This window comes from Mesorhizobium ciceri biovar biserrulae (assembly GCF_001618845.1).
Classification (GTDB): Bacteria; Pseudomonadota; Alphaproteobacteria; order Rhizobiales; family Rhizobiaceae; genus Mesorhizobium; species Mesorhizobium ciceri.
The window spans coordinates 4,230,860-4,248,887 of the sequence record NZ_CP015064.1 but is presented as its reverse complement, the minus strand read 5'-3'; the positions used below and the strand labels follow the sequence as shown (position 1 = coordinate 4,248,887).

Here is an 18,028-nt window from a genome sequence, read left to right as displayed (position 1 = left end):
GGCGAGGGGGATGAGATGGACCATCAGCGTACTGTTTTTCTGATCGGAGCAGGTTCCGTTGGTGACGACGAGCAAGCCGTGTTCACGCTGCACGTGAACGGCGCTGCCTGCAATCTGAAATGCAGTTATCGGGACAAGGTGATCGAGGCAGAAGAGGAAGACTTTTTCGAGGCTCTGTTCCAAATCCGTCAGGCACTCGAAGTCGATGGCCTGCTACCCTTCTGTTACGGAGCAAGCGCCAATGTTTATCCGGAAAATACCGTGATGGAGAAAAGTCGCGGATTGATAGCCTGCAAGGTGAAGACGGGGCAATTTCCGCAAGAGAGCGATCTGGTCGACATATTTGATGATGGCGTCGACGTGGTTCCGGTTTTCGTCCATATGCAGCAGGAATTTTGGGAAGAATGGCTGACTTCGCTGCCTTCCTAGCTGCTGGCGTTCATCCAATCCCGCCCGTAACCAGATAGGCGCCGGCGCTGCGCCCATCCTCCAGCCGCACAATAGCCGTCACGATCGAGCCATACGAGCCACGCCAGACGCTGTGGAACCGCTGGTGCTCTGCGGCCGGAACCAATGCCTGTCCACAGCAGCGCGCTCCGCTTCGCTGCATGGCGACAGGCTCGCCGTTGACATGCACCTTGACGCTGGCGTTTTCCGCCTCGGCGTCGATCGGCAGGTCGAGGGTGATGGTGATCTCGTCCTGATCGCCGGTCGTGCGCGTCTCGGCGGCAAGCGCGATGACGAGCGGAGGTGCCTTGCCGTTACCGGTTTGCGTGGGCCGGCGGGAAAATACATCTTCAGTCAGTTCCGGCGTGCGTGGGGGCAGGGTGCGGCGCCGGGTCGACTGTTCGTAGTCGCCGGCCATGCGCAGCAGCCTTTCGTCGTCATAGGCCTTACCGGCGAAGGTCAGGCCGACCGGCATGCCGATATCGGCCATGGTTCCCATCGGCACGGTGACGGTCGGGATGCCGAAATGGCGCCAGACCAGATTGCCGTTGGCGACCCAGGTGCCATTGCGCCAGGCAAGGACGGCGGACGCCTGGTCGATGTCTGCATCGGCCGGTCCGACATCGGCGGCGGCGGGCAGCACCACGGCGTCGATGCCATGGGCGTCCAGCCAGTCCTCGAAATCGATCCGCCTTGTTGCTTCGAGGCCCTTCAGTCCGTCTTCCAGCGTTGGAATGTCTGCGAACGGCGTGACGCCGGACCGCGCCCGTTCCACATATTCTCTCAGATCGAAGCCGCCCTCATAGCGGTCGGGCAGCGTGCCGGGCGGCTGCGGGAAGATCTTTGGGCCGTCGACGGAGACGAGATCGGGCACGGCCGGGTCGGCATTGGCGCGCAAAAAGTCGTCCCAGCCCCAGATGCTGAGATCCCAGAGTTCGCGCTCGGCGAAGTCCTGCGGCACCAGCCCGCGCTCGACCATGGTGCGCGCGCCGGGGCGGTCGCGTTCGTAGTTGGAGACGACGGGGAAATCGACCTCGATCACCTCGGCGCCAAGCCGCTTGAGATCGGCCGCTGCCTGCTCCCACAGGGCAAGCACCGAGGCGCGGGTTTCGATCGGCGCATCGGCCTCGCTGTCGCGGCCGATATACATTCTGGGCACGCCGAGCCGCTTGCCTTTCAACGACCCCGCCAGTGCGAGATCGGTATAGCGGGGCGGCCGCACATCGGAGCTTTTCGGCAGCTTGACCCAGGGCTGCGCGCGCCAGAAATCGCCTCGTGTCTCGGGATCGTCGGCGACGATCACGTCGAGCAGTTCGAGCATGTCGGGCACGCTGCGCGCATGCGGCACGACGACATCCATGGTCGGCACCAGTGGCCAGTTGCCGCGCACCGAAATGACGCCGCGCGACGGCGTGTAGGCGACCAGCGCATTGTTGGTGGCCGGCGCGCGGCCGGACGACCAGGTTTCCTCGCCAAGCCCGAAGGCGCAGAAGCTGGCCGCTGTCGCCGTGCCGGAGCCATTGGACGAACCCGATGCGAAGGCGGCGGTGAGATAATCGCCATTGTACGGACTTTCGGCGCGGCCATAGACGCCGCGCTGCATGCCGCCATTGGCCATTGGCGGCATGTTGGTCAGCCCGATCAGCACCGCACCGCCGGCGCGCAGCCGGGCTATGGTGAAGGCATCCTCATTGGCAATGAGATGCTCGAAGGCCGGCGAGCCGGCGGCCACCGTCAGGCCTGCAACCTTGTAGCTGTCCTTGGCGGTGTAGGGGATGCCGTCGAGCGGTCCGAGCACGGCGCCGTTGCGGCGCCGCTGGTCGGAGGCCGCCGCCTGCTCAAACATGTCAGGGTTGAGCACTGGGACGGCATTGAGGCTGATGCCGTGCCGGTCGAAATGCGCGATGCGCCTGAGATACGCCCCGACCAGTTCGACGCTGGTGACGGTGCCGTGATCGAGCGCGCGGCGCAGTTGGTCGATCGTCGCTTCGACGAGGTGAAGGCTGGCGTCGGTCATCACGGATCCCACATTTCCACGCACCATGGATGAGCGAGGCCGCAGGCTTCGGCAAGAGCCTATCGCGGTCTTCTCGGAACTTTTGTCCGGCTGGCGGTTTTGGATGTATGGTGCGATTCCGGAATGGCCAGAAGGGTGTGCCGATGACCACGAAATGCGTTGCGATCCTAGCTCTCGCGGTTGCTACGGGCGCGAGTCTTTGCGCCCCGGCCTTGGCTGGCGACCGGCATTACGACCGCCGGGTCCACTCCGAACGCTACGTTCCCGCCGAAGGCGATCTCATCGATATCCTGTTCGGCGGCCCGCACTACTACGATCAGCAGTTGGTGACGACGGCGGCTGGCGCGTGCTCCTACCATCGCGTTGGACCCGACGCGAATGCATTGAACAAGATCAACGATCATCACTGCGGGAAATAAGGCAGTAGGGCAGTAGGGCAGTAGGGCAGTAGGGCAGTAGGGCAGTAGGGCAGTAGGGAGCGCCTCAACGCTGGCCGCTCTCCTTCATACGCTCGATGATTTCGGCCATCAGCGCCAGGTCGTGGCGGGAATCGGCGAGGTCGGTCAGCGGCTTTGTTCCTTCGGCGATGTGGCGGTGGAAAATCTCGAGTTCATTCGAGAAAGCATCGCCGTAGAGAGGGCCGAAGGCTTTCGTCACCGGGCCGAGCGGGCCGGCATCGGTGACCTCCAGCCGCGTCGGCAGGCTGCGGATATAGGGCGTGTCGTAGATGATGCGCACGCGCCTGGTGTTGGAGCGCACCTCGATCATTGCGTCGAACAGGCCGAGATCGTCGACCACCGCGTCGTAGAGACAAGCGAAATGGCCATAGTCGAAGGTGACCGATGTGTTGGCGCCGCCATTGGTGCGGTGCGCGGCCAGCACGCGCGCCGGCTCGCCGATCAGCCCGCGCATCGCCGAAATGTGGTGCGAGGAAAGCGCCGTCAGCCCGCGATAGGCGCGCACCAGGTCGGCCGGCGCGTCGGCACCGACGACTTCGCGGATCAGCGCGTCGCGCTCCTTGGCGCCACGCGCCAGCAGGGCCGGGTCTATCTCGTTGGGATAGAGGACGTTCTGGCTCTTCTTGAGGAAATGCCGGCCCTCCGAGATCAGGTCGAAGATGCGGACATGGGTGATGTCGGCGAAGGCCGGCAGCTCGTCCCTGGCGGCCAGATATGCCGGCGCGTAGCGGCGCATATAGCCGACGAACAGGATCTTGTCGTAGCCCGGCATCAGCGCCAGCAGATCGTCGATCTCGCGCACCGTCAGACAGGCGGGCTTTTCCAGCAGGATGTGCTTGTTGGCGGCAATCGCCGCGTGCACGAAGCGGCTGTGGGTGTCGTCGGATGACAGCACGAACACCGCGTCGATGTCGGGTGACGCTATTAGCGCCTCGGCCGTCTCGAAGGTTCTTGCCGTCGGGTGTTGCGAGGTGCACAGCGCCACCAGGCTGGGCGACACGTCGTACACGCCCGCGATCACCCAGCGCTCGCGCTGATCGCTCAGCACCGGCAGATGGATCGACTGGGCGACCTCTCCAAGACCTATAAGTCCGACACGAATTGGTGCCACCGGCAAACTCCCTTTGATTTCAAGTCTGATGCTGCAGGACTATGCCGCGCCGGTGACCAGCGCGACGAGCTCGTTGCCTGATGTCTCCGAGGCGCGCACGGTCGCCGCCATCTTTCCCGCCCGCATCACCCAGATCTGGTCGGACAGGCGGCGGACCTGATCGAAATTGTGGCTGACCAGGATGACTGAGACCGACTGCTCGCGCAGGCGCCGGATCAGCGCCTCGACATTGGCCGTCTCCTGCACGCCGAGCGCCGCCGTCGGTTCGTCCATCACCACCAGCTTGGCGCCGGAGCCGACAGCGCGGCAGATCGAGATCGCCTGCCGCTGGCCGCCCGACAGGCGCCGCACACGCTGGTTGATCGACGGCACGTTGATCGACAGGCGCGACAGCATGGAACGGGCCTCGCGTTTCATCGCCTTGCGGTCGAGGAAAGCGAAGGGACCGATGCGGCGCACGATCTCGCGGTTGAGGAACAGGTTCTGTGCGACCGTCAGTTCGTCGATCAGCGCCAGGTTCTGGTGCACGGTCTCGATGCCGGCCTTGCGCGCCTCGTCGGGATTGGCGAAGGGCCGCGCCTGGCCGTCGAAGAACAGATCGCCGGCGTCGGGCTGATGCACGCCGACCAGGCTGCGGACCAGCGTCGACTTGCCGGCGCCATTGTCGCCGATCACGGCGGTGACCTCGCCGCGGCGGGCCTGGAAGGCGACGTCGGTGAAGGCGCGGATGCCGCCGAAATGCTTGCTCAGCCCTTCGCAGGCGATGATCGCCTCAGCGGCGGGGATGTGATGGGGAGCGCTCATTTCTGATACCGCATGATCAGCGCCGCCAGCACCACGATGGCTCCCACGGCAAGCGGTTGGTAGAAAGCCGACACATTGAGCAAGGTCAGGCCATTGACGAGTGCCGTGAGCATCAGCGCGCCGATGGCGGGCCCAAGAATGCTGGCGCGGCCGCCGAACAGGCTGACGCCGCCCAGCACCACCGCCGCCACCGAATTCAAGAGCAGGCTGGTGTTGATCTGCGGTTCGGCCGAGCCGATGCGGGCGACCAGGAGAATGGCCGCGACGCCGGCGCAGAGACCGGAAATCGTATAGGCGGCGATCTTGACCCGGTTGGTGCGGATGCCGAGCGCGCCGGCACTTTCGGCCTGGCCCCCGGTGGCAAGCAGATGCACGCCGAAACGCGTGTGGTAGAGCGCGATATGGGCGACGATGACGGCTGCGATCGCCACCCATACGGGATAGCCGAACGGTCCGAACGAGCCGGAAGCGAGCCTGAGCAGGAAGGTCGAGCCGACCATGGTCGGTTCACCGCCCGACAGGATGAGGCCAAGGCCAGTGATGCCCGACAGCGTGCCGAGCGTCACCACGAAATCGGGGATTTTGCCTGCCGTAATGATCAGCCCGTTGAGGAAGCCCACCGCGCTGGTGGCGAGAACCGCGAGCACGCAGGCGATGAAGATGCCGTAGCCGGCGGCATTGACGAGGCCGAGGATGATGGCGCCGAGCATGACGGCTGCCGCCAACGACAGATCGATGCCCGAGGTGGCGATGACGAAGGTCTGGCCGATCGACAGCACGACCAGGATCGCAGCCGCCAGCAGCAGCGCCTGCAGATTGGCGACGCTGAGAAAGACCGGCTGGGCGATGCCGAAGACGATGACGAGGCCGACCAGGCCGACGACGGATGCCCAGTCGGCCCAGAAGGAGGGATCGAGGAGGAGAGCCGCCAGGGAGGGACGGCTCTCCTCCGCACCCGCCGAATGGGCGGCGGGTGCGTTGTCTGCAGGTGTGCTCACTTCAGCATCTCGCGGAAGGGATCGGGATAGTCGCCGCCGGGACGCGGAAAATTCTTTAGCGACGCTTCGGCATTGTCCTTGTTGATCAACAGCACAGGTGCCGGCACGTTGGCCGGCAGTTCCTTGCCCTTGGCCGCGACCGCACAGGCTTCGACGCCCATGGCGCCGACGACATAGGGGTATTGGGCGACGGTGGCGGTGAGTTCGCCTGATGCGATCGACTTCAGCGCATCGACAATGCCGTCTAGGCCGATCACCTTGACGTCCTTGCCCGACGTCCGCACGGCGCGCTCGACGCCAAGGGCCATGATGTCGTTGGCGGCGAAGAAGCCGGCGAGGTCCGGATGGGCGGCGAGGATATCGGTGGCGGCGGTCAACGCCTTTTCGCGATCCCAGTCAGCGCTGACCATCACCACGATTTCGAGCTTGCCTTCGACGGCCTGCCTGAAGCCCTTGATGCGGGCGTTGGAGCCGACATCGCCGACGATGCCGGCGACCAGCGCGACCTTGGAACCCTTAGGCACCAGCTTCAGCATCTCTTCGCCGGCCAGCACGCCTGCGGCGACGTTGTCGGTGCCGATATAGGTCGAGACGGCAAAGCCGGCGGCCTTGGCCTGCTCGGGGTCGATGGTCGAGTCGATGTTGACGATCGGCTTCTTCTTTTGGGCGACCGGCACCAGCGCCTGGACGAGGTTGGAGACGCTGATCGGGTTGACCAGGTAGCAATCGAAATCCTGCATGGCCATGGCGGTCAGGCGGTCGGCCTGGCCGGTGGCGTCATCCATGTTGGCGGCGGCTTGGACGCTGACACTGACGCCGTTGGCCTTGGCCTGCTCCTCGATGCCCTTCTGCATGGTCTGGAAGAATGGATTGTCGAGGCCTTTGACGATGGCCGCGACTTTCGCCGTATCCTCGGCCTGGGCGGGTGCCGAGACGATGGTTGCAAGCATGCCGGCGCCAAGCAGGCTCGTGCCGAGTTTCAGGCAATTGAACATGCGCATGGTTTTTCCTCCTCCTGATTGTTTATGGGCTGCATCAATGTCGCCGTCCGGCGACTGCAATGTCCGACGGCGCGCAAGCGACCCCGGCCCCTGGCGCGACGATCCGCCAACGGACTGCTGCCAGCCTGCGGATGTGCGGACTGCAGGCCCGGTTCGGGCGCTTTTCGATGTCAGGCATTGCTCCTCCCAGAGCGCCGGCCGATGCCATGCCGGCATTTGCGCATGTTTTATAAAAAATTGACACGCGTCAAGATTTAAAATGTGCGTAGCGATTTTTGATTGCGCGCCCTGCGGGCATGACTGTCCTGCCGGCATGCGCTACAACCAAGGCGCGAAAAAAACTGCCGGCCTAGGGAACCACTAGGGGGATGTCCGCGTTGGTCGCTACTTTTGTGCAGAGGGAGGTTTGGGGTGGGGCGTTTCGAAATCGTGGAAGAGCCAACGGGTACGTTTTCGATTTTCGACACCGTCACGGAATTGCCGGCAACGGCCAAAGGGGGCGTGTGCATTGGGCTTTATCGGCACGAAGTGCCTCTGGCACTGCTTGCGGCGGTTGAAACGGTCCAGCCCGGCCATTTTTCGCTCCTGCCCTCATTGTCGGTGTTGAACGACTGGCGGGCTCATCGAGACGATCTGCTGGCATGAGCAAAGCTGCCCGATGTCGCATCAAAAATCATACGGTATGGGAAATCACGTCCTGTTGTCGAAAGCGGCGGTGAGGCATGGAAAGCAAGGGGAGGTTGCAGTGCGTTGGGAGGTGAAGCAATGTCTGATCAGGACGACCTGATCCGAGCTGCCATCGGACGGCTGCTCGCCGAGAAGACAGGCGCCGCCGTCATATCGATGAGAGAGAGCGTCACCGAGCTTCTGGCGCTGACCGGTGCCGCACTGGACGAAAGACTCCAAGACCTGCTGCTGGAAATGGCCGAAGTCCGCGGCATGATGGTCGCTCTCGACTTCTGAACATATCCGGCTGGGATGCCGCAGCATGGACCGGCAGCGCTTTCATCGCCGGCAGCCTCTAACCTTACTGCGTCCAATATCGGGCATCGCATTTTAGGCCGAAAGCGGACAGGCAGCTTTCCGCCCGATCGCCAGCATTGCCGGCATGTCGCGGATCGTCGCCGCGACAGCGCGCCTCGCCAAACCTTGGCTCTTTTTCCGACCCTCAAACGTCTTAGCTACAGTGAAGCTAAGGAGCAGGGTCGATGAGCCTCAGGAATAAAAAAATCGTGGTCACCGGTGGCAGCCGTGGGCTTGGCCTCGGATTGGTCGAGGCGCTGGTCGAACAGGGCGCCAGCGTGACCGTCGTTGCCCGTGGCGTCGAGGCGCTGGATGCGGTCGGTGCGCGGCTTGGAGTCGCCACTATCCGCGCCGACGTTGCGGAGGAGGGCGCGGCCTATCGCATTCTTAGCGAGGTTCGTCCTGACGTCGTGGTCCTGAATGCTGGTGCCACGCCCCGGATGCGCCGGTTGGACCAACTGAGCTGGGAAGATTTTTCAATCGCCTGGGAAACCGACGTCAAGGCCGGGCTATACTGGCTGCAGGCGGCGCTCAACCTGCCGCTCAAGCCGGGCAGCCGTGTTCTGGTGGGATCGAGCGGTGCCGCCGTCACCGGGTCGCAGTTGTCGGGGGGCTATGGCGGCGCCAAGCGCATGCTGTGGTTCATGGCGAAGTACGCCAATGGCGTTTCGCTGGAGAAGAAGCTCGGCATCCGCTTTCAGGCGATCGTGCCGCGGCAGATGATCCTCGGCACCGGAACAGGCGATGCGGCGGCCGGCGCCTATTCCGGATCCATGGGCATCACGCCCGAACAATTCGTCACCCGCTTCGGTGCGCCGATGCCGCCCCGGACCTTCGGCGACAGGGTGGTTTCCGTGCTGGAAGACCCGCAATATGCGGAGGGCATCGTCTTCGGCCTCAATGGCGACGCGGGCGTAACCGTGATGGAGGGGGCTGCGGCTTGAGCGAACGAGATCCTGCCGTGGACCGCGACCGACGGGAAGGGCTGCTTGCCCTTGCCGCCGCGATGCGGCCAGAGCTGCACCGCTATTGCGCGCGCCTGATGGGCTCGGTCATCGACGGCGAGGATGTCGTGCAGGACACGTTTGCGCGGGCCTTCGTTGCGCTGAATGAGCTGGGCGAGGTGCCGCAGCTCAGGCCCTGGCTGTTCCGCGTCGCCCACAACCGTGCGCTTGACCTGCTGCGCAGCCGCGCGATCCGCGCGGCGGAGCCTATCGAGGCGGCGCTTGAAATTGCCGACGACACCAAAGCCGACCCGGTGGAGACGCTGATGCGCAGGCAAGCTATACAGACCGCAGTGTCGCGCTTCGCGGAGCTTCCGCTGCTCCAGCGCAGCGTCGTCATCCTCAGAGATGTGCTCGACGAGCCGCTGGCCGAGATCGCTGCTTTGCTCGGCATCACGGTCGATGCGGTGAAAGGGCACTTGGCGCGCGGCCGCGCCCGGCTTAGGGAAGTCAGTGCGCAGGCCAGCTCGGCTCCCGATGCGCGTATCGCGTCGGCCGCCGTGGTCCGTTATGCGACCCTGTTCAACCAGCGCGATTGGGACGGCTTGCGCGCCCTGCTTGCCGACGACGTCAGGCTTCATCAGTCCCTGCATGCGCCGCGCTCGGGTGCGGCGGAGGTCGGCATGTTCTTCACGATCTACGCCAAAAGCGACCGCGTGTGGCTGACGCCGGCCTGGCTCGACGGCCGCGAGGTGATCGCTGTGTTCGAAAACCATGCCGACCAGAAACCGCATCATTTCATGTGGCTGGAGTGGCGGGAAGGTCAGATCAGCTTCATCCGCGACTATCGCTATGTCAGCTATGTTACCGACGATGCCGAGCTGGTGCTGGCCAAGGACGCCAGGTCCTTCGGTCGCGGCACCGGGCACTGAAGAGCGGGCGCGCATCTGACCATCATACGGGCGGTGCTGTTCCTGCCAAGGGGCCGATGCGGGGCTGGGCGTCATACCGCATGAGAATGACTTTGACGTGCCCACGCGTGGTACGCCCTTAACTCTGCTCGATCAGCGCGCGCGCCGCAGCTTTCCCTGCCGCAAGGATACGATCCGACAATTCCGTTCCCTCCACGGCACGGGCCAGTTGAAGCGTGCCAATGAGGGTCGCAAAGATAGCGAACGCAACGCCCTCCGGATCAGGAGTTTGCGGCGGCAGCTCTACCGACACCTGGCGCACCTGGGTCAGCAAACGCTCGGTATAAAGCTGACGCGTTTCGGGTGGCTCGCGGGCGATTTCCGCCAGCAAGGCGGCAGAGGCGCAGCCCTTCCCGGGATTATCCCGATGCGCCGCAGACAGATATGTGTCTATGGCCATTGCCAAGCCGCCGGAGGCCAATGCTTGCCGTATCTCGTCGGATTGATCCTCGAGAGCTGCAGCGACCGTTTCACGGACAAGCGCCGCCTTTGATTGAAAGTGGGGATAGAAAGCCCCGTTCGTCAGCCCGGCGTCGCCCATGATGGTTGCCAGTCCGGACGCCGCTATGCCGTTTTTCCGAAAGCGTTCCGCGGCGACCTCCAGGATCCGGCCGCGCGAGGCGTCCTTCCTGCCCTTTTCGTAGCGCATGGCTGCTATTCCTTTCTGCTATTGCATTATGATCATAATCTGATATTACGACTGTAATTTAACAGATGCAAAAAAGCTAGCCCCCATGAGTTTGGAGCACGAAATGAAAACGAATGCCGGAAAAACCGCTGTTGTGACCGGAGCCTCTTCGGGCATCGGCCGCGCCAGTGCCGAAGCCCTTGCGCGGGCCGGGTTCACCGTCTTCGGAACCAGCCGGCGCAAGGCCGGCAACGATCCGGACGGGGTGACCATGCTGATCTGCGACGTGACCGACAGTGAGGCCGTTGCCGCACTCGTTTCGACGGTGCTCTCGCAGACCGGCCGGATCGACCTCTTGGTCAACAATGCCGGGGTCGGCCAGCTTGGAGGCGCCGAGGAATTCTCGATTGCCCAGGTGCAGGCTCTGTTCGACGTCAATCTGTTCGGCGTCATCCGCATGACCAATGCGGTGCTGCCGTCGATGCGGCAGCGTGGCGAGGGGCGCATCATCAATATCGGCTCTGTGCTGGGACTGGTGCCGGCGCCGTATTCAGCGCATTATTCGGCGGTCAAGCACGCGCTCGAGGGCTATTCGGAATCGCTCGACCACGAGGTTCGCGCCTTCAACATCCGCGTTTCGGTCATCGAGCCGGCATTCGTTCGTACTGTCTTCGACCAGAACGGGATCCAGCGGGATTCGCCGTTGCAGGAATACGATCAGGCCCGCGCTACGCTGGAAGCGCTGCTTCGCGACGTGATGCCTGTCGCCGACCGGCCGGAAATGGTGGCGCAAGTGGTCGTCAAGGCAGCGACCGATGCCCGTCCGCAACGGCGCTACACCGCCGGCAAGGCTGCGCGCCAGGTCAGCCTGCTGCGTCGCTTTGCTCCCGCGGGGATATTCGACAAGAGCCTGCGGAAACAATTCCGCCTGCCCGTTTGAACGCAGCGAGCAGAGGATTTCACGCACATGCGACACACCAAAATCACTCTCAGAAAGTCACTGCCATGAAGGCATTCGTCGTCGACAAGTACAGCAAGAACGGCACTCTGCGGCTAGCCAAAATGCCGGAGCCGAAACTCGGGGACAGCGATGTCCTGGTCGAGGTCCACGCAGCGGCGGTGAACCTGCTCGATTCCAAGGTCAAAACCGGAGAGTTCAAGCTGATCCTGCCCTATCGCCGGCCCTTTATCCTGGGTCACGACGTGGCCGGGAGGGTTGTGCGCGTGGGATCGAAAGTCCGCAAATTCAAACTCGGCGACGACGTCTATGCGCGGCCGCGCGATGGCCGGATCGGGACGTTCGCCGAGTTCATAGCCATGGATGAAGCCGACGTGGCCCTGAAACCCGGGAACCTCAGCATGGAGGAGGCGGCCTCGATCCCGCTGGTCGGCCTGACCGCCTGGCAGGCGCTCGTCGAAAGGGCCAAGCTGAAGAAGGGACAGAAGGTCTTCATTCAAGCCGGTTCCGGCGGCGTGGGGACATTCGCCATCCAACTGGCAAAGCATCTCGGCGCGACCATTGCGACCACCGCCAGCGCGGCGAGTGCCGGTCTGGTCAAGGGGCTCGGCGCCGATATCGTCGTCGACTACAGGAAAGACGATTTCGAGAAAGTCCTTTCGGGCTACGACGTCGTCTTGAACAGCCAGGACGCCAAGACACTTGAAAAATCACTGAATGTGCTGAAACCGGGTGGCAAGCTCATCTCCATCTCCGGCCCACCGGATCCGGAATTTGCCAGGGAAAAGGGACTGAACGTGGTGCTGAGGCTGGTGCTTCGCCTGCTGAGCCGCGGTATTCGAGCGAAAGCCAAGCGCCGTGGCGTGACGTTCTCGTTCCTTTTCATGTGGGCGCAGGGCGAGCAGCTGAGCAAGATCGCATCGCTCATCGAATCCGGCGCGATCCGCCCGGTCGTCGACCGGATATTTCCCTTCGAGGCGACCAATGAGGCGCTGGCCTATGTCGAAACAGGACGCGCCAAGGGCAAGGTCGTCATCAAGGTCAGATAGCAACTCAGCCCCGATCGAGGTCAGCCGCGCCGGGCTGCGTCGATCGCCGCGACGTCGATCTTTGTCATCTCCATCATCGCATCAAAGGCGCGTTTGGCTTCCTCGCCGCCGGCCGCCATGGCCTCGGTCAGCGTGCGCGGCGTGATTTGCCAAGACACGCCCCATTTGTCCTTGCACCAGCCGCACACGCTCTCCTGGCCGCCATTGCCGACGATGGCATTCCAGTAGCGGTCGGTTTCCTGCTGATCGTCGGTGGCGATCTGGAACGAGAAGGCCTCGTTCTGCTTGAATGTGGAGCCGCCGTTCAATCCGATGCAGGGAATGCCGGCGACGGTAAATTCGACCGTCAACACGTCGCCTTTCTTGCCGGACGGAAAGTCGCTCGGCGCACGGTGAACGGCGCCCACGCTGGTGTCGGGAAAGGTCTCTGCGTAGAAGCGCGCCGCAGCCTCGGCGTCCTTGTCGAACCAAAGGCAAATCGTGTTCTTCGGTATCTTTGGCATTGCATGTTCCTTTCGGCGTTGGAGTTGGCGGAGGTCAGCCCAGGAGATTGCGTGCCGTGCGCATGAAGATCCTCGACCCGATCGGGATCAGGTCGTCGGGAAAGTCATAGTCGGGATTGTGCAAGGCGGGGTGCCGCTCGCCCGCACCGAGGAAGAACATCGCCGACTTGGCACTATGGCCGAACAGGCCGAAATCTTCCGAGGCGCGCATCGGCAGGGCCTCTTCGCCGTGCGATACGCCCTCTTCATCGAGCGCGCGCCGCAGATGCTCCACCGCGTCCGGCGCGTTGACGCTGGCGACGAAGATCTCGTGATAGTCCCAGCGGGCGGTAAGGCGATGCTCGCCGGCGATCCTGGCGACCAGTGCTTCGGCAGCAGCGCAAAGGTTCGCCATGCGCTCGTCACGCCGGGTGCGCAGCGTTGCCCACACCTGCGCATGAGCAGGCGCGATGCCGAACACGGCTTCGCCCATCGCGGCATGGGTGACGGTCAGCATGGAGAAGTCGTCGTCGGCGAAGGTTCCGCGCCCGAGCGCCGGCAGCGCCGGCATCAGCTCACTGATCGCCAGCATCGGCGAGGTGCCGGTCTCCGGCATGGACGAATGGGCGGTCTTGCCCTCCAGCACGATGCGCATGCCGCGTGACGCACAGTTGACCACGCCGGGCTTGAGCCGCACCTCGCCGAACGGCACGCCAGGCAGGTTGTGCAGCGAGAAAGCGAAATCCGGCGCGATCTCGCCGAAGCGGGGATCGGCAACGACGCCGGCTGCGCCATTGCCGGTTTCCTCCGCCGGCTGGAACATCAGCACGACGCGGCCGCTTGCAGGCCGCTCGCGCCCCAACTGCCGGCCGAGGGATGCCAGGATGGCGGTGTGTCCGTCATGGCCGCACATATGCGACTTGCCCGGCACGCGCGACGCATGCGGCACGCCTGAAAGTTCTTCGATAGGCAAGGCATCGAGTTCCGAACGGAACAGCACCGTCGGCCCTGCTTTGCCGCTGTCATATGTGACCGCGACGCCGTGCCCGCCGAGCTGTGTCAGCACCTTGTCCGGCCCCGTATCGGCGAGGAAGGCGACGACCTCCTTTGCCGTCTTCTCCTCTTCATTCGAGATTTCCGGATACTGGTGCAGCTGGCGCCGCCACGCCGTCAACTCGACGATGTCTCGGTTGGTCAGAGTCATGCTTTTTCAACCTCCGCTGCATTCTTCATCGACACGTCCAGGCACAGGGGTGCCGCAATGATGAATTGCTAGCGACAAAGGGCAGTTCCCGCCACAGTCCAAGTTTCAGGCTTCGGCAGGCCAGAAACGGCCGTTCTCCCGGCCATCCGCAGCCTATTGATTGATCTCGGGCTCGACGAGCTTTGCCAGATTTCTGAGCGATTCCTGCCAGCCGAGATAGCAGGCCTCGACCGGAATGACGTCCGGAATGCCGGCCTGGGTAATGTCGATTTCAGTGCCGACCGACACTTTTTTCAAGACCACGGTCACCCGTATCTCGCCGGGCAGGTTGGGATCGTCGAACCTGTCGGTGTAGAGCAGGCGCTCGCCCGGAACGAGTTCAAGGTATTCGCCGCCGAAGGCGTGGCTGTCGCCGGTGGTGAAATTGCGGAACGACATCTTGAACGTGCCTCCGACCTTTGCCTCGAAATTATGGACCGTGCAGGTGAAGCCGTTTGGCGGAAGCCACTTGGCCAGCGCGTCCGCTTCAACGAAGGCGCGATAGACCTTTTCAGGGCTGGTCGTCAGAACGCGGTGCAAACGTACGGTGCCGGGCATTGCTGGATCCTTTCATGAATGCCTGTTCGATACCCCAAGGACGGACGAAGCCTAGCCAGTCCGACATTGGTTTGCGAATTTTTTGACGGGAGGCGGCCTGCCTACGCCGCGGACATGCGTTCGACCCCGAGCTATCAACACGAAGCTCGGGCGAGACGGCGGATGAACTGCACCGGCTTCGGAGCTGGCGCTCACCTGCTAAATCGAGTTCCTGAGCCATCTTGTTGTTCGGGCGTGTTTTTGTCGATTGCCGCGAACGGCCGCGCGTCCCCGTCAATGCTTCGAACGCCGCCAAATAGGGCAGCGCGTCTTTGCCGTCCATGTGCCGATCATTAGAATTTGCATCTGATCAGAGTTGATTTCCTATCAAGCCGTTAATGCGGTCATGCTGTTAATCAGCATTTGCTAATGAGTCTTTCGAACCTGAGGCAAGCAATGACCAAGAATCTCGGCAATGCACGTCATACGCCGGCGAAGGACCCGCAGGTCTCCCTTCTGGGCAAAGCCGCGCCGGCGCTGTTTCCGCTGGTCGTGGCGGCACTGGGTTACATGGTTGGCAAGCAGTTCTTCGGCATCTAGGCGCGAAGTTCCGTTCCCTCAAACGTCTCGGCGGACCGACCATCTCAGCGCGCGGGCCGCCGTTTGCGTTGCAGCGGCGTGTTGCCGGGCATCAACGTCAAACATGCACGTCGCCAAAGGACAGTTCGCCGTCGTTATCGGCCGTGAAAAAGACGATGGCAAGCAACCCGACATAGAATGCGGCCACGACAACCACGATCGCCACACCGGGAACGGGGCCAAGGGCGGCGCTGTCTACGGCTTCGCGAAGCGAACCGGCAAAGCCGGTCCTGACGCCCACGGTTTGAAGGCTGGGCGTGGATATCTTGAGCACCCAGGCCAGCAAGAGGATCAGGAACAGGTAGATGTAATTTCGCCGCAGCCGACGGGCCAGCGCGACGCGCTGCGACAGCAGGAACTTCGGCGCGCGTAGGCCTTCCCCGACGATGAGCAGCCAGTCCGAGGCAAAGTCGGGCTGTGGGGAAAAGATCTGCGCGAAATAGTGGCGCTCGAACTGGCGTACGCGCGCCCTATAGAAATCGAAGAACCGATAGCGGCGCGCCTCGATCCATAGCAGCAGCAGGATCAGCAGCATGGCGAAAAGCAGCACGCCGTGATGCGCACTGGCCGTCGACAGCGATACCGAAAGCAGCGCCGCCACCACCGTGATTGCCCAGTTGGTTGTCCTGTCCAGCCGGTCGCGCCATCCCGCCATGCGAGCGATCTCGGCGCGGTGAAAATGCGACAGCGTGTTGACGCGCTCCGCCGATGAAAGGACGGGGCCAGCGGGCTTTGCCGACGCGTCGTTCATGGCATCCTCCGGCAAGGAACAGAACGGCCGGCCAGCGGCATTGTTCCCTGTCCTCGAGACCGCCGATCCAGCCGACCAGCCGCGCGTTGAGGCCGAGGCGGCTCCGGTCCAGCAGACATCAAGCCGGCGGTTGACCACTGTTTCGCGAAGTGCCGATCGAAGGGCACGACTGATGTGGACAGCACCGGTGACGCAGGCACCTGCATGCACCAATCACATTACATTACGAGGTCTTGACCCACCCGCGACGGAGTCCAAAATCCTCCGCACCAGTGCCGACGAGGCGCCGGCTTCACGGGCGCCGCGCGGGTCAGGGGCGGTGGCCCTCGGGCAGGCTCAGGTGCGCGAGCCCCCGCCACTGATCCAGGCGTTTCCAACGGGACCGGAGCGCCAATGGCGCAGACGCGCATCGTCCGAGCATGGCAACCAGAGCATGCAAACGAACGATAGACAGGATCAAGAAAGGAGCAAATGCAATGACCATTCGTGATCTGATGCCATGGGGTCGCGATCCGAACCAGGTTCAGACCCTCTCAGGCGACCGCGATCAGGACCCATTCATGAGCCTGCATCGCGAGATGAACCGCCTTGTTGACGACATGTTCCGCGGTTTCGGTTCACGTCTTCCATCCTTGGGCGGGCTCTCTTCAGCGGGCGGTGGCTGGCCTAGCGTGGAAATCTCGGAAACGGACAAGGAAATCCGCGTGACCGCCGAGATACCCGGCATGGAGGAAAAGGACATCGAGGTGTTGCTCGATGACGGCGTCCTGACGTTGCGCGGTGAAAAACACGCCGAAACCGACGACAAGGAACGTCAGTTCTCCGAGCGATTCTACGGCCGCTTCGAACGTCGCATTCCGATCGGCTTCGAAGTCGAAGAAGACAAGGTCGCTGCCGATTTCCGCAACGGCGTGCTGTTCGTCACCTTGCCGAAATCCGAGAAGGCACAGAACAAGATGAGGCGCATCCCCATCGGCGGCAAGAGCACCAAGCACTAGAATGATTGGATGCCGGGCGGGAGGGTCACCCGCCCGGCATCGGCCGTTGAATTTTGCGCCGGTCACATGGACCCTTGAGAATCCCTCTGCCTTCGGCAACATGACGGCGACGGTAGAGGGTATGAAATGAACCAGCCGATTTCTGCCATATCGCCGCGCAAGTCCGTGCCGCGCAACACGCCGATGGCGCTGACCGAGGCGTTGGTCGCGCGCACTATGCGTGCTGTCGAGGATGCCGGGCCGACGCCGGGCATGGTTCACATGACCGATGCCGACTATGCGCGTATCCGCGACGAGGTGCTGGCCGGCGCTCCGGCCGGGCCGCTGAAACTATTTGCCTATGGCTCGCTGCTGTGGAAGCCCGCCGGCGAGGTGAGGGGCGGAGAACGCGCGGTGGCCAGCGGCTGGCATCGTTCGTTCTGCTTCACGGTGCAGCGTTTTCGCGGCACGGTCGAGCAGCCCGGTTTGATGATGGCGCTCGATCGCGGCGGCCAGTGCCAGGGCGTGGTGTTCGAGATCGCGGAACCGGTGGCGGCCAACCTCGAAGCGCTGCTGCGCCGCGAAATGACCATCCTGCCCGCCGTCAACGTGCCGCGCTGGCTGCAGGTCAGGACCGAAGGCGGCCCATGTCGCGCGCTTGGCTTCGTCGTCGATCCCGCCAATCCGCGTTATGCCGGCAAGCTCGACAAGCAGGCGATCGCGGCGACGCTGGTGACAGCCGTCGGTCATTGGGGCTCGGGCGCGCAATATCTATTCGAGACGATCCGCCACCTCGAAGCCTGCGGCATCCGCGACCGCAATCTGTGGCGGCTGCAGGAACTGGTGGCGGAAGAGATCGGGCTGACCGTCGCTCAGAAGTGATCCGCCCAGAAGTGATCCGCTCAGACGCGGCACGCTTCAGTCGTGTTTGGCTCCGGATGCTTGCAGGCCACAGCACCTTGCGAAGCAAATCTCTGATTTCGGAAGTCT

21 protein-coding genes are annotated in these 18,028 nt (G+C 63.3%); 11 read left to right on the top strand and 10 right to left on the bottom strand.

Annotated elements, in window-relative coordinates; all coding sequences use genetic code 11:
- Positions 1-15: 15 nt before the first annotated feature.
- Positions 16-429, top strand: coding sequence for a hypothetical protein (locus A4R29_RS20030; RefSeq protein WP_063168681.1), 414 nt, complete (start codon positions 16-18; stop codon positions 427-429).
- 10 nt (positions 430-439) lie between these two features.
- Here the strand turns inward: A4R29_RS20030 and A4R29_RS20025 are convergent, their stop codons facing one another.
- A complete protein-coding gene (locus tag A4R29_RS20025) occupies positions 440-2,464 on the bottom strand; it encodes an amidase (RefSeq protein WP_063172690.1) in 2,025 nt (674 codons plus the stop codon).
- Between the two features lie 143 nt (positions 2,465-2,607).
- Here A4R29_RS20025 and A4R29_RS20020 point away from each other — a divergent pair, with 143 nt between their 5' ends.
- On the top strand, positions 2,608-2,883 hold the full coding sequence (locus A4R29_RS20020) for a hypothetical protein (protein WP_024503933.1): 276 nt from the start codon (positions 2,608-2,610) through the stop codon (positions 2,881-2,883).
- A gap of 64 nt (positions 2,884-2,947) precedes the next feature.
- Here A4R29_RS20020 and A4R29_RS20015 read toward each other — a convergent pair whose 3' ends face one another.
- The 4 genes from A4R29_RS20015 to A4R29_RS20000 are packed head-to-tail and all read right to left on the bottom strand — an operon-like array spanning position 2,948 to position 6,836.
- On the bottom strand, positions 2,948-4,033 hold the full coding sequence (locus tag A4R29_RS20015) for a Gfo/Idh/MocA family protein (RefSeq protein ID WP_063172689.1): 1,086 nt from the start codon (positions 4,031-4,033) through the stop codon (positions 2,948-2,950).
- Positions 4,034-4,072: 39 nt separating this feature from the next.
- Positions 4,073-4,837 (bottom strand): ATP-binding cassette domain-containing protein, encoded by a 765-nt coding sequence (locus A4R29_RS20010; protein ID WP_013530505.1) that lies wholly within the window; start codon positions 4,835-4,837, stop codon positions 4,073-4,075.
- Positions 4,834-5,835 (bottom strand): ABC transporter permease, encoded by a 1,002-nt coding sequence (locus tag A4R29_RS20005; protein WP_013530506.1) that lies wholly within the window; start codon positions 5,833-5,835, stop codon positions 4,834-4,836. The genes A4R29_RS20010 and A4R29_RS20005 overlap by 4 nt, the downstream gene beginning before the upstream one ends.
- A complete protein-coding gene (locus A4R29_RS20000; RefSeq protein WP_063172688.1) occupies positions 5,832-6,836 on the bottom strand; it encodes a sugar ABC transporter substrate-binding protein in 1,005 nt (334 codons plus the stop codon). Before A4R29_RS20000 ends, A4R29_RS20005 begins: the two co-directional genes overlap by 4 nt.
- A gap of 411 nt (positions 6,837-7,247) precedes the next feature.
- Here A4R29_RS20000 and A4R29_RS19995 point away from each other — a divergent pair, with 411 nt between their 5' ends.
- The 4 genes from A4R29_RS19995 (at position 7,248) to A4R29_RS19980 (ending at position 9,735) form a co-directional block, all read left to right on the top strand.
- A complete protein-coding gene (locus tag A4R29_RS19995; RefSeq protein WP_013530508.1) occupies positions 7,248-7,481 on the top strand; it encodes a hypothetical protein in 234 nt (77 codons plus the stop codon).
- A 120-nt stretch (positions 7,482-7,601) separates the two neighbouring features.
- A complete protein-coding gene (locus A4R29_RS19990) occupies positions 7,602-7,799 on the top strand; it encodes a hypothetical protein (protein ID WP_013530509.1) in 198 nt (65 codons plus the stop codon).
- A 245-nt stretch (positions 7,800-8,044) separates the two neighbouring features.
- Positions 8,045-8,803 (top strand): SDR family NAD(P)-dependent oxidoreductase, encoded by a 759-nt coding sequence (locus A4R29_RS19985; protein WP_063172687.1) that lies wholly within the window; start codon positions 8,045-8,047, stop codon positions 8,801-8,803.
- Positions 8,800-9,735, top strand: coding sequence for a sigma-70 family RNA polymerase sigma factor (locus tag A4R29_RS19980; protein ID WP_063172686.1), 936 nt, complete (start codon positions 8,800-8,802; stop codon positions 9,733-9,735). Before A4R29_RS19985 ends, A4R29_RS19980 begins: the two co-directional genes overlap by 4 nt.
- 118 nt (positions 9,736-9,853) lie before the next feature.
- On the opposite strand, the gene A4R29_RS19975 is transcribed toward A4R29_RS19980, so the two are convergent.
- Positions 9,854-10,423: a TetR/AcrR family transcriptional regulator gene (locus A4R29_RS19975; protein ID WP_063168675.1), complete on the bottom strand. Its 570-nt coding sequence runs from the start codon at positions 10,421-10,423 to the stop codon at positions 9,854-9,856.
- A 103-nt stretch (positions 10,424-10,526) separates the two neighbouring features.
- Here A4R29_RS19975 and A4R29_RS19970 point away from each other — a divergent pair, with 103 nt between their 5' ends.
- Together A4R29_RS19970 and A4R29_RS19965 are read left to right on the top strand one after the other, a co-directional pair.
- The gene (locus A4R29_RS19970) at positions 10,527-11,342 is read left to right on the top strand and encodes an oxidoreductase (RefSeq protein WP_063172685.1); all 816 of its coding nucleotides are present in this window, start codon (positions 10,527-10,529) and stop codon (positions 11,340-11,342) included.
- Positions 11,343-11,407: 65 nt separating this feature from the next.
- Positions 11,408-12,409, top strand: a complete 1,002-nt coding sequence (locus A4R29_RS19965) for an NADP-dependent oxidoreductase (RefSeq protein WP_063172684.1) — start codon at positions 11,408-11,410, stop codon at positions 12,407-12,409.
- A gap of 20 nt (positions 12,410-12,429) precedes the next feature.
- Here A4R29_RS19965 and A4R29_RS19960 read toward each other — a convergent pair whose 3' ends face one another.
- From A4R29_RS19960 to A4R29_RS19950, 3 genes are all read right to left on the bottom strand, one after another.
- Positions 12,430-12,903 (bottom strand): VOC family protein, encoded by a 474-nt coding sequence (locus tag A4R29_RS19960; protein ID WP_027160885.1) that lies wholly within the window; start codon positions 12,901-12,903, stop codon positions 12,430-12,432.
- A gap of 43 nt (positions 12,904-12,946) precedes the next feature.
- The gene (locus A4R29_RS19955; RefSeq protein WP_013530516.1) at positions 12,947-14,095 is read right to left on the bottom strand and encodes an amidohydrolase; all 1,149 of its coding nucleotides are present in this window, start codon (positions 14,093-14,095) and stop codon (positions 12,947-12,949) included.
- A 153-nt stretch (positions 14,096-14,248) separates the two neighbouring features.
- Positions 14,249-14,692 (bottom strand): SRPBCC family protein, encoded by a 444-nt coding sequence (locus tag A4R29_RS19950; protein ID WP_013530517.1) that lies wholly within the window; start codon positions 14,690-14,692, stop codon positions 14,249-14,251.
- Between the two features lie 435 nt (positions 14,693-15,127).
- Between A4R29_RS19950 and A4R29_RS33285 the strand changes: the two genes are divergently transcribed.
- Entirely contained in the window at positions 15,128-15,271 is a 144-nt protein-coding gene (locus A4R29_RS33285) for a hypothetical protein (RefSeq protein ID WP_013530518.1), read from the top strand.
- Between the two features lie 97 nt (positions 15,272-15,368).
- On the opposite strand, the gene A4R29_RS19945 is transcribed toward A4R29_RS33285, so the two are convergent.
- Positions 15,369-16,061 carry a DUF2270 domain-containing protein gene (locus A4R29_RS19945; protein WP_063168672.1) on the bottom strand — a complete coding sequence of 231 codons (693 nt, stop codon included), beginning with the start codon at positions 16,059-16,061 and terminating at the stop codon, positions 15,369-15,371.
- Between the two features lie 476 nt (positions 16,062-16,537).
- On the opposite strand from A4R29_RS19945, the gene A4R29_RS19940 reads away from it, so the two are divergent.
- Together A4R29_RS19940 and A4R29_RS19935 are read left to right on the top strand one after the other, a co-directional pair.
- Positions 16,538-17,059, top strand: coding sequence for an Hsp20/alpha crystallin family protein (locus tag A4R29_RS19940; RefSeq protein WP_063172683.1), 522 nt, complete (start codon positions 16,538-16,540; stop codon positions 17,057-17,059).
- Positions 17,060-17,185: 126 nt separating this feature from the next.
- Positions 17,186-17,920, top strand: a complete 735-nt coding sequence (locus A4R29_RS19935; protein ID WP_063172682.1) for a gamma-glutamylcyclotransferase — start codon at positions 17,186-17,188, stop codon at positions 17,918-17,920.
- Positions 17,921-18,028: the final 108 nt, after the last annotated feature.

Coding starts and splice junctions, on each gene's coding strand:
- A4R29_RS19990 (WP_013530509.1), top strand. CDS start 7,602: ATGTCTGATCAGGACGACCTGATCCGAGCTGCCATCGGACGGCTGCTC.
- A4R29_RS19985 (WP_063172687.1), top strand. CDS start 8,045: ATGAGCCTCAGGAATAAAAAAATCGTGGTCACCGGTGGCAGCCGTGGG.
- A4R29_RS19955 (WP_013530516.1), bottom strand. CDS start 14,095: ATGACTCTGACCAACCGAGACATCGTCGAGTTGACGGCGTGGCGGCGC.
- A4R29_RS20000 (WP_063172688.1), bottom strand. CDS start 6,836: ATGCGCATGTTCAATTGCCTGAAACTCGGCACGAGCCTGCTTGGCGCC.
- A4R29_RS20025 (WP_063172690.1), bottom strand. CDS start 2,464: ATGACCGACGCCAGCCTTCACCTCGTCGAAGCGACGATCGACCAACTG.
- A4R29_RS20030 (WP_063168681.1), top strand. CDS start 16: ATGGACCATCAGCGTACTGTTTTTCTGATCGGAGCAGGTTCCGTTGGT.
- A4R29_RS19950 (WP_013530517.1), bottom strand. CDS start 14,692: ATGCCCGGCACCGTACGTTTGCACCGCGTTCTGACGACCAGCCCTGAA.
- A4R29_RS19965 (WP_063172684.1), top strand. CDS start 11,408: ATGAAGGCATTCGTCGTCGACAAGTACAGCAAGAACGGCACTCTGCGG.
- A4R29_RS20020 (WP_024503933.1), top strand. CDS start 2,608: ATGACCACGAAATGCGTTGCGATCCTAGCTCTCGCGGTTGCTACGGGC.
- A4R29_RS19970 (WP_063172685.1), top strand. CDS start 10,527: ATGAAAACGAATGCCGGAAAAACCGCTGTTGTGACCGGAGCCTCTTCG.
- A4R29_RS19940 (WP_063172683.1), top strand. CDS start 16,538: ATGACCATTCGTGATCTGATGCCATGGGGTCGCGATCCGAACCAGGTT.
- A4R29_RS19935 (WP_063172682.1), top strand. CDS start 17,186: ATGAACCAGCCGATTTCTGCCATATCGCCGCGCAAGTCCGTGCCGCGC.
- A4R29_RS20010 (WP_013530505.1), bottom strand. CDS start 4,837: ATGAGCGCTCCCCATCACATCCCCGCCGCTGAGGCGATCATCGCCTGC.
- A4R29_RS19975 (WP_063168675.1), bottom strand. CDS start 10,423: ATGCGCTACGAAAAGGGCAGGAAGGACGCCTCGCGCGGCCGGATCCTG.
- A4R29_RS19945 (WP_063168672.1), bottom strand. CDS start 16,061: ATGAACGACGCGTCGGCAAAGCCCGCTGGCCCCGTCCTTTCATCGGCG.
- A4R29_RS33285 (WP_013530518.1), top strand. CDS start 15,128: ATGACCAAGAATCTCGGCAATGCACGTCATACGCCGGCGAAGGACCCG.